The sequence below is a fragment of the Pseudomonas germanica genome (assembly GCF_019614655.1).
Lineage (GTDB): Bacteria > Pseudomonadota > Gammaproteobacteria > Pseudomonadales > Pseudomonadaceae > Aquipseudomonas > Aquipseudomonas neuropathica.
Genome location: NZ_CP071586.1, coordinates 743,509 through 759,356 on the forward strand (window position 1 = coordinate 743,509; position 15,848 = coordinate 759,356).

The 15,848-nt window shown below is 58.4% G+C and carries 12 protein-coding genes and 1 pseudogene; 5 read left to right on the top strand and 8 right to left on the bottom strand.

Translation table 11 applies throughout. From position 1 onward, the window contains the following. Positions 1–61 precede the first annotated feature (61 nt). Together J0G10_RS03280 and J0G10_RS03285 are read left to right on the top strand one after the other, a co-directional pair. Entirely contained in the window at positions 62–358 is a 297-nt protein-coding gene (locus J0G10_RS03280) for a type II toxin-antitoxin system HigB family toxin (protein ID WP_095047235.1), read from the top strand. After that, positions 355–756, top strand: a complete 402-nt coding sequence (locus tag J0G10_RS03285) for a helix-turn-helix domain-containing protein (RefSeq protein ID WP_095047236.1) — start codon at positions 355–357, stop codon at positions 754–756. Before J0G10_RS03280 ends, J0G10_RS03285 begins: the two co-directional genes overlap by 4 nt. A gap of 7 nt (positions 757–763) precedes the next feature. Here J0G10_RS03285 and selO read toward each other — a convergent pair whose 3' ends face one another. The 5 genes and pseudogenes from selO to J0G10_RS30255 all read right to left on the bottom strand — a co-directional run. Beyond that, positions 764–2,227, bottom strand: a complete 1,464-nt coding sequence (gene selO, locus J0G10_RS03290) for a protein adenylyltransferase SelO (protein ID WP_095125320.1) — start codon at positions 2,225–2,227, stop codon at positions 764–766. A gap of 48 nt (positions 2,228–2,275) precedes the next feature. After that, positions 2,276–5,629 (bottom strand): mechanosensitive channel MscK, encoded by a 3,354-nt coding sequence (gene mscK / locus J0G10_RS03295; protein WP_095125321.1) that lies wholly within the window; start codon positions 5,627–5,629, stop codon positions 2,276–2,278. A gap of 34 nt (positions 5,630–5,663) precedes the next feature. After that, the gene (locus tag J0G10_RS03300; protein WP_220557431.1) at positions 5,664–7,406 is read right to left on the bottom strand and encodes a potassium/proton antiporter; all 1,743 of its coding nucleotides are present in this window, start codon (positions 7,404–7,406) and stop codon (positions 5,664–5,666) included. Between the two features lie 435 nt (positions 7,407–7,841). Continuing rightward, positions 7,842–8,714: a methyl-accepting chemotaxis protein gene (locus tag J0G10_RS30250; protein ID WP_371042268.1), complete on the bottom strand. Its 873-nt coding sequence runs from the start codon at positions 8,712–8,714 to the stop codon at positions 7,842–7,844. Between the two features lie 30 nt (positions 8,715–8,744). After that, a pseudogene (locus tag J0G10_RS30255) lies at positions 8,745–9,536 on the bottom strand (MCP four helix bundle domain-containing protein); the annotation flags it as partial. Between the two features lie 210 nt (positions 9,537–9,746). On the opposite strand from J0G10_RS30255, the gene J0G10_RS03310 reads away from it, so the two are divergent. Both J0G10_RS03310 and J0G10_RS03315 read left to right on the top strand, forming a co-directional pair. Continuing rightward, the gene (locus J0G10_RS03310) at positions 9,747–9,977 is read left to right on the top strand and encodes a hypothetical protein (RefSeq protein ID WP_007909525.1); all 231 of its coding nucleotides are present in this window, start codon (positions 9,747–9,749) and stop codon (positions 9,975–9,977) included. Beyond that, positions 9,974–10,276 carry a cell division protein ZapA gene (locus tag J0G10_RS03315; protein ID WP_016987569.1) on the top strand — a complete coding sequence of 101 codons (303 nt, stop codon included), beginning with the start codon at positions 9,974–9,976 and terminating at the stop codon, positions 10,274–10,276. The genes J0G10_RS03310 and J0G10_RS03315 overlap by 4 nt, the downstream gene beginning before the upstream one ends. A 58-nt stretch (positions 10,277–10,334) precedes the next feature. Here J0G10_RS03315 and J0G10_RS03320 read toward each other — a convergent pair whose 3' ends face one another. Beyond that, a complete protein-coding gene (locus tag J0G10_RS03320) occupies positions 10,335–10,706 on the bottom strand; it encodes a hypothetical protein (RefSeq protein WP_220557432.1) in 372 nt (123 codons plus the stop codon). Positions 10,707–10,957: 251 nt separating this feature from the next. Here J0G10_RS03320 and J0G10_RS03325 point away from each other — a divergent pair, with 251 nt between their 5' ends. Next, entirely contained in the window at positions 10,958–12,895 is a 1,938-nt protein-coding gene (locus J0G10_RS03325) for a methyl-accepting chemotaxis protein (RefSeq protein WP_220557433.1), read from the top strand. Between the two features lie 62 nt (positions 12,896–12,957). Here J0G10_RS03325 and J0G10_RS03330 read toward each other — a convergent pair whose 3' ends face one another. Beyond that, positions 12,958–13,656 carry a hypothetical protein gene (locus J0G10_RS03330; RefSeq protein ID WP_095047242.1) on the bottom strand — a complete coding sequence of 233 codons (699 nt, stop codon included), beginning with the start codon at positions 13,654–13,656 and terminating at the stop codon, positions 12,958–12,960. Positions 13,657–13,832: 176 nt separating this feature from the next. Then, positions 13,833–15,635, bottom strand: coding sequence for an acyl-CoA dehydrogenase (locus tag J0G10_RS03335; RefSeq protein WP_220557434.1), 1,803 nt, complete (start codon positions 15,633–15,635; stop codon positions 13,833–13,835). Positions 15,636–15,848 lie beyond the last annotated feature (213 nt).

The window sequence follows — 15,848 nt, forward strand, 5'->3', positions numbered from 1 at the left end:
AACTTGCGATATTTTTGGTTTGTGATTAACTCCCCATAGCAGAATGCGATAAGGATGTTGCATGCATGTGTTCAGTGAAAAACCCATTCGACAGGCCAAGGAGCAATGGCCACAAGCAGCAAGTGCTCTGGCGCAGTGGTTTCGTTTGGCGAGCAGAATTTATCCAAAGGATTTTTCTGCGATGAAATCGATATTTCCTGCGACCGACAAGGTTGGCGAGTTTCATGTCTTCGATATCGGTGGCAATAAATTGAGACTGATTGCTTTTGTCAGTTACCGCTCTCAGAGACTCTACATAAAGCATGTGATGGATCACCGCGAATATGACCGCGGTAAATGGAAGGAGGGTAGGGTATGAATGCTTTGATTAAAACGGTTGTCGAGCACTGGGAATTTGTCTCTCCAGTGGTTCGGAAACCGAAAAACGAAGACGACTACGATGCTTTGGTATTGGCAGTCGACGAACTGCTGGAAATTACCGGCGATGATGAGTCGCACCCGTTGATGAGCTTGGTCGACATCATCGGTGACTGGATCGAAGAATGGGATCACACCCATCACCCCATGGCCCAGGCAAGTGGCGAAGAGGTTCTCGGTTACATGATGCGTGAGCACGGCCTGACTCAGAGCGACTTGCCGGGTGTTGGTACTCAGTCGGTTGTTTCGGAGATTTTGAACGGCAAGCGCAAGCTTAACTTGCGCCAGATTCGTTGGTTGGCAGAGCGCTTCAATGTGCCAATCGATGTGTTTACCTGATGCTGGTTCAAGACGAACAACTGATCTCCAAATGCTTGCCCCACTCCGGTGGCCGCTCGGCATAAGCCTCCATCCCCGGCTGCTCTTCAAACGGTTTGCTCAGCACTGCATGCAGCCGGCGTACCTCCGAGTAATCCCCTTGCTCTGCCGCATCGATGGCCTTTTGCGCCAGATAGTTGCGCAGGATGTACAGCGGATTGACCGCGTGCATGCGGGTGCGGCGCTGTTCCTGATCGGCGTCGCCATCGCGGGCAACGCGGGCGATGTAGCGTTCGCCCCAGGCGTCAAAGCCCTTGATGTCGACGAAGTCGTCGCGCAAACGGGCGACGGCTTCTACGGCGGACTCTGCACCGAGTCGGCGGAAGAACAGCGTGTAATCAACGCCGCTGTTCTGCATCAGTTGCAGCAGGTTTTCCAGCAGTGTTTGGTCGTCATCTTCAGCTGTGGTGAGGCCTAAACGGCGGCGCATCAGGTCGAGGTAGTGCGCCTGAAACAGTGGCAAGTACAAACCGAGAGTTTCGCGCAGGGCTTCAACGCTGATGAACGGCGTCAACGCTTGAGCCAACGCACTTAGGTTCCACTGGCCGACCGGCACCTGATTGCTGAACGAGTAACGGCCCTGATCATCCGAATGGTTGCAGATGAAGTTGGCGTCGAAATCGTCGAGAAAGGCGAACGGGCCGAAGTCGAAGGTGATGCCGAGGATCGACATGTTGTCGGTGTTCATTACGCCGTGGCAGAAGCCGTAAGCCTGCCACTTAGCGATCAGCTCGGCGTTGCGCTCGACGATTTCACGGAACATCGCCAGATACGGTTCCGGTTGCTCCAGGCACTCGGGGAAGTGCATGGCCAACACGTGCTCGCCGAGCTGCTTTTGCTGCTCGGGGCGTTTGGTGTAATAGAAGTATTCAAAGTGGCCAAAGCGGATGTGGCTCGGCGCCAGGCGCAGCACCATCGCCGCGCGCTCCTGCTTTTCGCGCCAGACTGGGGTGTCGGAGCCGATCACGCAGGCCGCGCGCGAAGAAGGGATATTCAGCGCGTGCAGCGCTTCGGAGGCGAGAAACTCGCGGATCGACGAACGCAGCACCGCCCGGCCGTCGCCCATGCGCGAAAACGGCGTCTGTCCGGCGCCCTTCAGGTGCAGGTCCCAATGCTCGCCGGCAGTGTTGTTGACCTCGCCGAGCAGCAAGCCCCGACCGTCACCAAGTTGAGGCGTGTAGCCGCCGAACTGATGCCCGGAATAGACCATTGCCCGCGGTTCGGCATCGGCCCACAGCTTGTGGCCGCCAAACAGTTCGGCAAATTCCTGAGTTTCGGCTGCGGCCGGATCGAGATCGAGCAAGGCCAGGGCCGCCGGGCTGGCGACGACCAGACGCGGATTATCGATCGGCTCGGGCAGCACATGGGCGGAGAACGCATCGCCCAGGCGGGCGAAGCGATTGTCGAAGGTCAGTTCGTCGAGGGCTTTCAAGGGCCGGCTCCAGCAGAATGTCCGAGCATTCTGCTGGGAATAAACCGGTTAGTCGAGTTTGGCCGGCGGTGGCTCTTGCAGCGGTTTCTGATCGTCGGCGATCGGCACGATGGTTTTGGTTTCCGGCTCGATCGGCACCATCTTGTATTCCTGACCGTGGAGGTTCTTCAGGTACACCTCCATCTGGCGGAACGAAATGTTGATGTGCTGCTTCTTGAACTCGCGGTTGATGAAGCGGTTGACCTCATCAAGCACCGGGTTGCGGTCACCGAGGTCGCGCACGTGCATACGCAACTCGTGGTCGAGGGTGCTTTCGCCAAAGTTGAGGAAGTACACGTGCGGCTCAGGCTCTTTGAGTACACGCGGGTTCTCGCGGGCAGCCTTGAGCAGCAGTTCCTTGACCAGATCCAGGTCCGAGCCGTAATCGACGCCGAGTTTTAGCGTGACGCGGGTGATGGTGTCGGTCAGCGACCAGTTGATCAGTTGTCCGGTGATGAACGTCTTGTTCGGGACAATGATGTCCTTGCGGTCGAAATCGGTAATGGTCGTGGCGCGGATGCGGATCTTGCTCACCGTGCCCGACAGGTTGCCGATGGTGATGGTGTCACCGATTCGCACCGGGCGTTCGAACAGAATCATGATGCCGGAGATGAAGTTCGCAAAGATCTCCTGCATACCGAAACCGAGGCCCACCGACAGCGCCGCCACCAGCCATTGCAACTTGTCCCAACTCACGCCGAGGGTCGACAGGGTCGAGACGAAACCGACACCGGCGATCACATACGACAGCAACGTCGTGGTCGCGTAGGCACTGCCCTGAGCGAGATTGAGCTTGGACAGCACAAACACTTCGAGCAGACCGGGCAAGTTGCGCGCGAGGGCGAAAGTGATGCCGATGATGATCAGCGCGCCGAGCATGTCGCCGATGCTGATCGGCACCATGCTCATGTTGGCACCGGTGCCGCTGGTGTATTCGTAGAGAGTGATGTTGTCGAGGTAGGAGAACACCGAAATCAGATCCGACCAGACCCAGTACAGCGCCGCGATGAAGCCGCCGAGCAGGGCCAGACGGATCAGGCGCAGGGACTGTTCGTTGACCTTTTCGATGTCCAGGGTCGGCTCTTCGATCACCGCTTCGCCGTCGCCGGCCTCTTTCGCCGCCTGCCGTTTGGCCAGGGCACGCTGGTAGGCCAGACGTCGCGCGGCAACGCTCAGGCCGCGCACGAAGGTGGCTTCGATCACCAGCCAGAACATCAGCAGGTACAGAGTGTTGATCAAGCGGTCGCTGAGCTTCAGCGCGGTGTAGTAGTAGCCGAAGCACACCGCCACGAACAACGCGATCGGCAGCAGGGTGAACATCACGCCGACGGCTTTGCGGAACAGCGAAGTGTTTTCGTGGGCCGGGCTGCTGATCAGCAGGCGGCTGAGCAGCCAGGCCATCAGGGCATAGCAGGTCAGCACCACCGGCATGCCGAGCACGTCGTCTGCCAGTGCGGCCGGCTGCAATTCGGCGACGGCAACAATGGTCACCAGCGCCATGACCACTAGGCCTAGTCGACGGATCCAGCCTTGCAGGAACTCGACCTGCGGCTTTTCCCAACGGAAGTGCAGTTCCGCCACGCCGCCCGGCGCCAGAATCCGGTAAGCGGTGTAGAACACCAGCCACGCCTGACCCATTTGCAGCAAAGCCGCACCCATATTGGCGTTCTGTCCACGGGCATCGATTTGCAACGCCAGACCGCAGAGCGCCAGGCCCAGCGCCACCGGCATCGCCAGCAGAATATTGATCAGGATCGCCTGCGGGGTGTGCCATTGGCTGTCACGCTTGAAGTGACCGATGTCCTGGTGAACCTTGTTAAGCCGCGCGTACAGATTCTTGCGCCGCCACAGCAGGGCGCCGATCAACAAGGCCAAGGGCAGGAACAACAACGGTCGCTGAGTCAGGCCGTCAGTCAGTTCACTGAGGCTGGATGCCCATGGCAAGGTGTCGACCTGGCGTTTCAGGCGCTCCGGCACCGCGCGCATCCATTCCAGATCCAGCGGCTTGTTGCTTGGAATCCAGAACATCTGCTCATCGAGCGTCGCACGCAGACCCTGCGCGGTGCTCAGCAGTTGTTTCTGATTGAGTTGCAGGGTGATCGACTCGTTGAGCATGGCGCTCAGTTCGCGGTTCAGCCGCTCCAGCAGATCGGCGCGGGTGTTGGCCAGATCCAGCAGGTTTTTGCGCAATTGCGGGGTGACCTGCTCCGGCGGCTGCGTCGATAGCAGGTTGTCGACATAGGCGGCCGGATTGCTCAGTTGCTCACGCTGCTGGCTGACGTCGAATTGCCACAGGCGAATGTCGGCGATCTGATCCGCCAGATCGCGGTCGACTTTGAGACGTGGCAGGGCTTGTTTCTGTTTGTAGAGAATCTTCGACAGCAGCAGGCTGCCCTTGAGCACGCTGATCTGCTCGTCCAGCGCTGAATCGCTCTGGGTCAGGCTGTCGAGCTGTTGTTTAGTCTGCAGATTCTGCTGGGTGACTTCGTTGAGGCGGTCAGTGCTTTTGAGCAGGTAGTCGGACAGCTTGAGATTCGCCGTGCTTTCGATGGCCAGCAGACTGCTGCTACCGGCCTTCTGCGCTTCGATCGACTGTTGGGTAACGGTTTCCTGCGACTGCGCCAGACGCTTCTGGTTGATCAGGGTTTGCAGTTCCTGGATCTCGCGGTCGAGGCGATCGGACTTCTCCGAAAGCAAGTCATGCTGAGCATTGCCCAGATCCTGCAGCTGGCTATTGCCGGCCAGCTCCTGACGACGCAGCGGGATCAGCGCATTCAGCGCCGCCAGTTCGGCGTTCAACTGGTCGCGCTGCTCAGCGGTGACGGTTTTACCCGCGTCCTTGCCGGATTTGAGGATGTTGTTGATCTGCTGGATGCGCGTCTGGCTGGCGGATATCTCCGCTTGCGCGCGCTCGGGGCGAGTCTGCGCAGTGATGATCAGGCTGTTAGCGTCGGCGAGGGCTTTCTGCAGGTCACTTTGCTGAGTCGAGCGATCGGTGAGGATTTGCTCCAGTTGCTGAATCGACTCCTTGGGAAAACGCTGCGCCACCGACACCACGGCGTTGGCTTTGAGGCGGGCCAGCTCGCGAGTGTTTTCAATGGTCTGCTTGGGGGCGGTCGCCAGTTGCTGCTTGAGATCGATCAGTTTCTGTTCGTAATCACGCTGATTGTTCAGCTGATTGAGCGTGTTCTGCAGGACGGTCTGCAGGGCCTTCTTATCGGCATCCGGCAGTTTGCTGTCGGCGAGTTTGTCCAGGCTGGCCTGCACGGCGTCGCTGGAGGGCGGTTCGGCGGCGTAAAGCGGGCCGACAGTGAGACTCAGGCCCAGCAGGGCCGCGACGAAAAAGGAGCGCAGGGTAGGCATAGAGACCGGTCAAACAAGTGATAGTGGACGCAGTTTAGAGGAAGAGCCCGGGGCCCGGGCGACTTCCTTCGGGGAATCTGACGCCCACTTTGCCGATCTTGTTCCCGTCCATGACCGCAACCGTCCAGTGAGTGTTGTTCCACTCCACTTGGTCACCAACGATCGGTGCACCACCGACCTTGTGGGCAATGAACGCGCCCAGGGTCATGTCCGGATCGATGCCCTCGGCCGGCAGGCCATACAGCGCTGCAACCGCTTTAAGCTGGGCGTCTCCTTCGAGTACAAAATCGCCGAAGAAACGCAGATCGAGGCCGCGTTGCGGCGCCTGGCTGAACAGTTTTCCGAGGGCGCCAAGGTTGTGTTCATGGCCGATAACGCACAGTAGATCATCGACTTCCAGCACTGTACTACCCGACGGATGGAGCAGTTGCTGGCCACGAAACAGCGCAGCGATACGTGTACCTTCGGGCATTTTCAGTTCGCGCAGGGGCGAACCGATGCACCATTTCTCCGCGCCCAGCTTGTACACGAACAGCTCCCACTCGCTGGTGACGTGGACTTCCAGCGCTGCGCGAGAAATCGGCGCCGGCTCTGGCGGCACGGTCACCTTCAATAGCTTGGCGACCCATGGCAGGCTCGTGCCCTGCACTAGCAGCGACACCAGCACGATGAAGAAGGCGAGGTTGAAGTACAGCTGCGCATTCGGCAGCCCGGCCATCAGCGGGAACACCGCGAGAATGATCGGCACCGCGCCGCGCAGACCAACCCAGGAAATAAAGGCTTTTTCACGCCCATGGAACGCTTTGAACGGCAGCAGGCCGACCATCACCGACAGCGGTCGCGCAAACAGAATCATCCACAGCGCCAGACCGAGAGCGGGCAAGGCGATCGGCAGCAAATCATGCGGCGTCACCAGCAGCCCCAGCACCAGGAACATGCCGATCTGCGCCAGCCACGCCATGCCGTCGAGCATGTGCAGAATGCCGTGACGGCTGCGCACCGGACGGTTGCCGATCACCAGCCCGCACAAATAAACCGCGAGGAAGCCGCTGCCATGCATGGCGTTGGTCAGGGCGAATACCACCAGACCGCCAGCGATCACCAGAATCGGATACAGACCGGCAGCGAGGTTGATTCGATTGACCAGTTGCAGCATCAGCCAGCCACCGCCCAGGCCGATCACACCACCGATGCCGAACTCGCGGATCAGGTGGGTCAGGAGGCTCCAGTGCAAACCGGTCTGGCCGCTGGCGAGCATGTCGATCAGGGTCACGGTGAGAAACACCGCCATCGGGTCGTTGCTGCCGGATTCGATTTCCAGGCTGGCCGTCACCCGTTCGTTCAGGCCTTTGCCGCCGAGCAGCGAGAACACCGCTGCGGCGTCCGTCGAGCCAACGATGGCACCGATCAACAAGCCTTGAATCAGATTGAGATCGAACAGCCAGGCAGCGGCCATGCCGGTCAGCCCGGTGGTGATCAACACCCCGACCGTGGCCAGCGACAACGCCGGCCATAACGCCACGCGGAAACTCGACACCCGCGTGCGCAAACCGCCGTCGAGGAGGATCACCGCCAGGGCGAGGTTGCCGACCAGATAGGCCGTCGGGTAGTTATCGAAGATGATCCCGCCGCCATCGACCCCGGCGGCCATGCCGACAGCGAGGATGATGACCAGAATCGGGATGCCGAGACGGGAAGAAAGCGAGCTGACGAGAATGCTTGCGCCTACCAGCAACGCGCCGATCAAGAACAGGCTGTTGATGGTCGTCGCATTCAAAGGCAGTACTCCAGAAGCGTAAAAACGGGCACAAACTGACCATGCAGTCTGCGTGCCAGCGATTCTAACCTGTTGAAATGTGATGCTGTCAAAAAGGTTTTTGCGCTGGGGGATTCGAGGTTTGGGTTCGACTGTCGGTTGCTGCCCTCACCCTAGCCCTCTCCCGGAGGGAGAGGGGACTGATCGCAGTGTTTGTGCAAGGTACATCGACCTGAAAATCCTGAGTCGAACTCAGGTTTTGAAAACACGAAGATCTGCCCCCTTTCCCCCTCTCCCGGGGTGAGAGGGGGACCGAGCGCGGTGTTTGTTCAAGTTGCACCGACCTGAAATTCCGAGTCGAGCGCAGGTTTTGAAAGGCATGAAGATCTGCTCCCTTTCCCCCTATCCCTCTGGGAGAGGGCTGGGGTGAGGGGCTTTTGATCTTGATCTCAAAATTTACAGGCTAAACCGCCCAACCATGTTGTTCAGGTCCAGCGCCAACCGCGACAGTTCATTACTCGCCGCACTGGTCTGATTCGCGCCGGTCGCCGATTGCACCGACAGATCACGAATATTCACCAGATTACGATCCACTTCCCGCGCCACTTGTGCCTGCTCTTCGGCGGCGCTGGCGATCACCAGGTTGCGCTCATTGATCTCGACGATGGCGGTGTTGATGGTGTCCAGCGACATGCCGGCACCTCGAGCAATGTTCAGCGTCGACTCGGCACGCTCGGTGCTGTTACGCATCGAATCCACGGCGTGTTCGGTACCGCTCTGAATGCTGCCGATCATCCGCTCGATTTCGCTGGTCGACTGCTGAGTACGGTGCGCCAGGGCACGCACTTCATCCGCCACCACGGCAAAACCACGACCCGCTTCACCGGCACGTGCCGCTTCAATCGCTGCGTTCAGTGCCAGCAGGTTGGTCTGATCGGCCAGGCCACGAATCACGTCGAGCACCTTGCCGATGTCACGGGATTCATTGGCCAGATCGCCGATCAGGCTGGCAGTGCTCTGTACATCGGCACTCATGCGTTCGATCGCGCTGACTGTTTCCTGGACCAGGTCACGACCGTCGCCAGCCGAAGTGGTGGCGTTCTTCGAGGCTTCGGAGGTGCTCACCGCATTGCGGGCGACTTCTTCTACGGCGCTGGTCATTTCGTTGACCGCAGTGGCCGCTTGTTCGATCTCGTTGTTCTGCTGAGTCAGGCCACGCGCGCTTTCGTCGGTGACGCTGTTCAGCTCTTCAGCCGCTGAAGCCAGCTGAGTGGCCGAGCCGGAAATGCGTTGCAGGGTGTCACGCAGCTTCGATTGCATCTTGGCCATGGCTGCGAGCAGGCGACCGGCCTCGTCTTCACCGTCAACATGGATCGGCTGGGTCAGGTTGCCTTCGGCGATGGTTTCCGCAGCGTCCAGTGCTTTGGAAATTGGTTTAGTGATGCTCACCGTCAGCAGCCAGGCGAACAGGAAGGTCAGACCAGTGGCGATCACCAGCAGGGTCACCACCAGATCAAACGCCGAAGAGTACTGATCGGCCGCTTGCTGATTGGTCTCGCTGATCTGCTCGCCGTTGATCTGCATCAGACGGTTGAGCACGGTGTTCACCGCTTCGGAGTTGTTCAGCAACTCGGTGTTGAGCAGGGTGCGCAGCTCATCCACCTGATTGTTGCGCGACAGGCTCTTCATGCGGTCTTCGATCTGGCGGTACTGGCCGAGCAACTGCACGTACTGGTCATAGGCAGCACGCTCTTCGGGGCTGCCGATCAGCGGCTCGTAATCGCTCTGGGCCTTGCGGATCTGCTGGTTACGCATGTCCAGCAGCTCAACGGTTTTCTGCTGCACGTCTGGCTCGCGGTTGACCAGCAAGCGGTACGACAGCACGCGCAGGCGCAGGGTCAACTGGGTGAACTCGTCGAGGTTCTTGATGCTCGGTACGCTGGTGGACGAGATGTTCTCGGCTGCACCGCGGATTTTGCTCATCTGATTCAGTGCGAACACACCCAGAATCAGCATCAGGCCGCCAATCAGGGCGAAGCCGGTAAACGCCCGTGGGGCGATATTCATATTGCGAAGGGACATGGGGCGGATACCAAGAGAGGGCCGCATCCATGCGGGCTGAGACTGCTGTATGGATGACTTATCGGTCATGCGACTAAAGTCTTGAGGCACTGTGCGTATTTGTCGCAGAAGGGCCTGGGCGACGAAGTGCAGGAACCAGATCGGCAGATCACAGTCTTTAAAACTCGCAGGAACGGTCCGCCACCAGGAAAATCAAGGCTTTGCGCCGGTTTAACCCTGGCATCCGTGGTGACTTTTCTTTATCGTACGCGCCCTTTGAAAAACGCTTGGAAGATCAAAATGTTGGAAGCATCCCTCAGCCAATTGGAACAGCTCGTCAGCGACCTGGTGCAACAGAACCAGACCCTCGCGCAAACCAACCAGACCCTGTCCACGGAACTGGCCCAGGCCAAGGATGAAAACGAAAGCCTGCAACTGAACCTGATGGAACAGGAAGAAAAGCACGGCGCCACCGCGGCCCGCATTCAAGCCTTGGTTGATCGCGTCAACGCAGGTCCTGTCAGCGCATGAACCACCACACAGCAGGGGTAAAAGTCGTCTCCATTCTCGGGGAGGACTATTCGATCAAGGCACCGGCCGGGGAAGAACAGACCCTGCTGGACGCGGCCATGATGCTCAAGGCAGCGCTGGATGACACCAAGCGCAAATACCCGACACTGATCGGTGACCGTTTGCTGGTGCTGGCGGCGATGAATCTGTGCTCGCAGCAGATCGAAATGAAGAAGCAACACCAGGAAGAACTCGACCGTTACCAAGAGCAAGTCAGCGCCACGGTCGACACCATCGCCAAGACCATCAATCAGGGTTGAAGCGCGTTTTTGCAGCGCCTCGGTACTTCGAGGCGCTCATATATGAACGGCTCTGTGTTTATTGAGTTTTAGTCACTGGTTGCCAGTAGATCTTCCTCAACCACTCTCCGTTGGTTTGCTTCTTAAACTCTCCGTGGGAGACCCAGTAGGTCGTCTCGTCGATCGTCACTTCATCTCCGCGCGAAAGCAGGTTTATATATTCTGATCCTGCGATCGGCTGAGTTGTACTGAACGTCGCGCCTGAGAACGTAGTGATCGTAGCTTTGTAATGGATTACGGGGAAAACCATGACTTCGGTGAAGTGTTTTCGGGTGATCATCGATAGCATGCTGGATCCGTCGACAAAGTCGCCGACCTGCGCTGATTTCACAAACGTATCGTTGTCAGAAATTGTCTGTACAAAGCTTTCAGCTGGACTTGTATCAGCCATGATCTTTCTCCTGCTAGTACAGCATGAGTCTGTGAAGCGAATGCTTGGGCACAGACAGGGAAACTGCAATCTATGCCACGCGATGCGCCCTGTAACCTGTCAGAGTTGACAGTGTTCTCCCTATGAAATCGGCCCGCTTCTTGCTGGTCGAAGATCGCTGCTTTAGGGTTTGTCTCTTGTTTGCGTGATTTTTGTATACATCTGGCGCGACAGTTGCAGTGTTTCTGCCTCTTATTCTTTGGGGGTGCTCCATGCAGTTGTGGCGACGCAGTATTCAATGGCAGCTGATTCTCAGCATGGGCACCGCCCTGCTGGTCAGTATCCTGATCGTGGTTGGCATTTATACCCTGGTGGTCAACCGCCTCGCCCAGAGCTATCTGGTCGAACAAGCACTGCCGTCGAGCATCGAAGCGACGCGCAACGATATCGAACGGATCCTTGTGCAACCGCTGACAGCCGCCAAGGATATTGCCAGTAATACGATGGTCCGTGACTGGCTCGCCTCAGGCGAAGACAGCAGCAAAACGGCTGGCTTCGCGCAGTATCTGGAAGGCATCCGCGCCGAACATAAAGCCTTCACTGCTTTGATCATCGGCACCGAATCCAATCACTACATCACCGAAAAAGGCCTGGATCGCACCCTCAGCCGTTCAAAACCGGCTGACGCGTGGTTCTATTCCTTCCTCGACAGCAATCAGCCGCGCACTCTCAATATCGACAACGATGGCGCCACCGGAGAACTGGCGCTGTTCATCGATTTGAAGGTCGAGCAGGCCGGTACAGTGGTCGGTGTGGCTGGGCTCGGTTTGAGCATGAAAGAGCTGTCGGAGCTGATTCACAACTTCAGCTTTGGCGAGCGCGGCAAGGTCTATCTCGTGCGTTCCGATGGTTTGATCCAGGTGCATCCCGAGGCGCAATTCAGCGGTAAGCGCACCCTGACGGAGCAGATTGGCGCCTCCGCTGCTCAAGCCGTCATGGGTCAAAAAAATGCTGTGAGCAGCAGCTTCCAAAGGGAGGGTGAAGACTTCCTCGCCTTCAGCCTGCCGCTGCGCGATCTGGGCTGGACCCTGGTGGCCGAAGTGCCGCAATCGCAGATCTACGCCGAAGCCCGTAAAGCGATGTGGATGAGCGGCGGTATCGGTCTGGCCGTAGCGCTGGTGTGCCTCGCTTTGGTGGTGTGGCTGGCGCAAGGGCTGGTGCGGCCGATTCGTCAGGTAACAGCGGCGCTGGTAGCGATTGGTAGCGGCGGTGGAGATTTGACCCACCGGTTAGATTCCAGCCGTGCCGATGAACTGGGCGACCTCGCTCGCGGCTTCAATCGTTTCCTCGATAGCCAGCGCGGATTGATCGGCGAAGTACTGACCACCAGCGAGCGACTGCGTACGGCCGTGGGGCAAGTGGCGAAAGTGGTGGAGAACACGGCTGAACGCTCGGGCCGCCAGCAGGAAATGACCGACATGGTCGCGACGGCGGTTCACGAGATGGGTTTGACCGTGCAGGAAATCGCGCAAAACGCCGGTAACGCGGCGCTGGCCTCGCAGACCGCGCGGGATGAAGCAATGCAGGCGCGGGAGGTGGTCGGCGGCTCGATTCGGCATATTGAAAGCATGTCCGATGAGATTGGCGTGGCGGCGGGCGCGGTCGGTGAGCTGGCGCATCAGGTGGCTTCGATCGATTCTGTATTGGCGGTGATTCGTGGCGTGTCCGAGCAGACCAACCTGTTGGCGCTCAACGCCGCCATCGAAGCGGCGCGGGCCGGGGATATGGGGCGCGGTTTCGCCGTCGTCGCCGATGAAGTACGCACTTTGGCGCGCCGCACGCAGGCATCCACTGACGAAATCCAGCAGATGATCGGCAGCCTCAAGCAAGGCGCGGAAAACGCCGTGTCGTCGATGCGCACCGGTCAGGCCGCGACCGGCACAGGGGTTGAGTCGAGCCAGCGCACCGGAGCGTCGTTGACGGCGATTACCGGTCAGGTCGAGCGCATCAGCGATATGAACCATCAAGTGGCGACGGCGACGGAAGAGCAGTCGGCGGTGACTGACGAGATCAACCGGAATGTGCAGGGGATTTCTGATCTGGCGCGGGCGACGGCGGGGGAGGTCAGGGCCTGCCGCGAGGATTGTCAGATGTTGCAGAAACTGGCGGATGATCTGGCGCGGCAGATGGGTGGGTTCCGATTGAAATGAGTGACTCTGGTACAGAACCGGCGCGCCTTGAGGGCGCGTCGGTTTCACTTTAGTTTCGCCATTCAGAACAGCAGGATTTCTCGCCCATAGAAATCGATGCCACCAATTGTCTCCAGATAAAACACTCGCTTCTCTCGGACGGTCCACACCTGCTGGTCTTCGTGGTAAGTGTCGCCAGCTGCCAGTGTTCTGAACATATCGTCTCTATTGAAATCCTGCTTGCTGATATAACTCGAGCGCGAAGTGATAACCATGGCCTGGTAGAGATTTTCCCCTTTTTTGATGTAACGCTTTTCCGTAACGCGCTCTGCAGTGGGATCTTTTACTACGTCATTGACTCTTGCCGCAAAAACAAACTCTTCTGCGCTCAGAACGACGTTAGGATCAATCAGCAATTTCGCGTCTGCGCCGCCATATACTACTGCTCGCACCTGAGTGGCACCTATGAATGTGTAATCTTTGTAAGCTACGCGATTGACCGTCTCATAACGGTCCTCCGCCATAATGATCTCGAACATTGCTGCTGCTGTTGTTTCGACAGCCGGTACTGAGTTGTCCGGCGATGTCGTGATGCTGATCTGCGATCGCTCATCAGAAAGACGATGGTGATTTTTGCTGGTTACAGTGGAAACCGGGGCGTTTTTGTTAGTCCAGACCGTTCCGTTTCGCGATCCAAATTGCGAAATCGAAGCAAGGACGCAATAGTCCTGCGTTACCAGTTCTGCAAGTTTGATGGTTTGGTCGGCAGTTTGGCTGTCCATGTTGTTCGCTCTTTTGTAGGGTAAGAAGAGGACGTTAAGTCCGAACTTGCCGGGCAAACTGCAAACTACATGTCTGGCCAAACCAGCCTACCGCGCAGGACTCATACCCACACCTGTCAAACATGACAGGTGTGGAAAGCCCGATAATGTGTTTTGTCTAGGTGACGGCGCTGAAATCAGAACCACGCATCCTGCATCGCCAGGCACGTATCATCCCGCGCCTCCAGCAACGCCAGTTCATGGTGGCAACCCGGCACTTCCCACGTCAGGAAATACCTCGCTGCTTGCAGCTTGCCCTTATAGAAGTCAGCATCCGCTGAGTTCCCTATGGCCAACCCTTCCTCGGCACGAATCGCCTGCTCCAGCCAGCGCCAGCCAATCACCGCGTGGCCGAACACCTTCAGGTACAACGCCGAGTTTGCTAGGCTGCTGTTGACCTTGCCCTGTGCCAGATCGGTCAGCAGGCCGATGGTCACCGTTTGCAGGCGAGCTACCAGTTTCTCTAAAGGCTCCCGCAGTGCGGTCAGCGAATCGTACGCCGTAGCGCGTTCAGCGGTGGTGGCGATCAACCGAATCAACTGCTTCAGTCCGGCACCACCGTTTTGCGCCAGCTTGCGCCCGAGCAAGTCCAGCGACTGAATGCCGTGGGTGCCTTCGTGAATCGGGTTCAAGCGGTTGTCGCGGTAATACTGCTCCACCGGGTATTCGCGGGTGTAACCGTGGCCGCCAAGAATCTGGATCGCCAGTTCGTTGGCCTTGAGGCAGAACTCCGATGGCCAGGATTTGACGATCGGCGTCAGCAGATCCAGCAACTCATGCGCCTGTTTGCGCTCGGTTTCAGATTCAAGCGTGGTGGTGTCGTCGAATAAGCGTGCGGCATACAAGCCGAGGTCAAATGCACCTTCAACGTAGGACTTTTGCGTCAACAGCATGCGTCGTACATCGGCGTGCTGAATGATCGCCACCGGCGCTGTGGTCGGATCCTTGCTGTCCGGCACCCGGCCTTGCGGGCGTTCGCGGGCGTACTCCAGCGAATACAGATAACCGGCATAACCGAGCATCACTGCGCCCATGCCGACGCCGATCCGCGCCTCGTTCATCATCTGGAACATGTAGCTCAAACCGCGATGCGGCTCACCGACCAGATAACCGACGCACTCACCGTTATCGCCGAAGTTCAGCGCCGTGGAGGTGGTGCCGCGCCAGCCCATCTTGTGGAACAGCCCGGCCAGCAGCACGTCATTGCGTGGGCCGAGGCTGCCGTCATCGTTAACCAGAAACTTCGGTACGATAAACAGCGAAATGCCTTTAACGCCCGCAGGTGCGTCCGGCAGTTTGGCCAGGACCATGTGCACGATGTTTTCCGAGAGCGGGTGATCGCCGCCGGAGATGAAGATTTTGTTGCCCTTCAGGCGATAAGTGCCGTCGGACGCCGGCTCGGCGCGCGTACGAATATCCGACAGCGATGAACCTGCATGCGGTTCGGTCAGCGCCATGGTGCCGAAGAAGCGACCATCGATCATGGGCTGCAGGAAGCGTTGTTTCTGCTCCTCAGTGCCAAAGCTCTCGATCAGGTTCGCCGCGCCCATGGTCAGGAACGGGTACGAAGTCGACGCAGCGTTGGCCGACTGAAAATGGGCGAAGCAGGCTTGGGACAGCAGCGTCGGCAGTTGCATGCCGCCAGCGTCGAAGCTGCGCGCGGCATTGAGGAATCCGGCTTCGAGGAAAGCATCCACAGCCGGTTTCACTTCAGGAATCAGAATCGCCTTACCGTCCTCGTAGCGCGGCTCGTTCTCGTCGCCCTTGCGGTTGTGCGGTGCGAAGTACTTCTCGGCAATATTGCGCGCGGTGCCAATGGCGGCGTCGAAGGTTTCGCGATTGTGCTCGGCAAACCGCTCACGCCGGGTCAGGCCCTCGGCATCGAGGACTTCATACAGCTCGAAAGCCAGATTGCGGGAACTGAGCAGCGTCTCGGACATGGCGGCCTACCTGAAATTGGGGTTGGGCCGAGTCTAAGGTGGGGGAATAGAGGCTGGATAGGATGATTGATGAGAGTGATGCAGAGGTGAGGGCGACACTAATCAAATGTAGGAGTGAGCCTGCTCGCGATAGCGGTCTGTCAGTCGAATAAATGTGTCTGATAGATCGCTATCGCGAGCAGGCTCACTCCTACAGGGAATTGCATTCCAGGC

Excerpts from the sequence above, each read along its gene's own strand:
- J0G10_RS03280 (WP_095047235.1), top strand. The coding sequence starts at position 62 with ATGCATGTGTTCAGTGAAAAACCCATTCGACAGGCCAAGGAGCAATGG.
- J0G10_RS03285 (WP_095047236.1), top strand. The coding sequence starts at position 355 with ATGAATGCTTTGATTAAAACGGTTGTCGAGCACTGGGAATTTGTCTCT.
- mscK (WP_095125321.1), bottom strand. The coding sequence starts at position 5,629 with ATGCCTACCCTGCGCTCCTTTTTCGTCGCGGCCCTGCTGGGCCTGAGT.
- J0G10_RS30250 (WP_371042268.1), bottom strand. The coding sequence starts at position 8,714 with ATGGCCAAGATGCAATCGAAGCTGCGTGACACCCTGCAACGCATTTCC.
- J0G10_RS03310 (WP_007909525.1), top strand. The coding sequence starts at position 9,747 with ATGTTGGAAGCATCCCTCAGCCAATTGGAACAGCTCGTCAGCGACCTG.
- J0G10_RS03315 (WP_016987569.1), top strand. The coding sequence starts at position 9,974 with ATGAACCACCACACAGCAGGGGTAAAAGTCGTCTCCATTCTCGGGGAG.
- J0G10_RS03320 (WP_220557432.1), bottom strand. The coding sequence starts at position 10,706 with ATGGCTGATACAAGTCCAGCTGAAAGCTTTGTACAGACAATTTCTGAC.
- J0G10_RS03325 (WP_220557433.1), top strand. The coding sequence starts at position 10,958 with ATGCAGTTGTGGCGACGCAGTATTCAATGGCAGCTGATTCTCAGCATG.
- J0G10_RS03330 (WP_095047242.1), bottom strand. The coding sequence starts at position 13,656 with ATGGACAGCCAAACTGCCGACCAAACCATCAAACTTGCAGAACTGGTA.
- J0G10_RS03335 (WP_220557434.1), bottom strand. The coding sequence starts at position 15,635 with ATGTCCGAGACGCTGCTCAGTTCCCGCAATCTGGCTTTCGAGCTGTAT.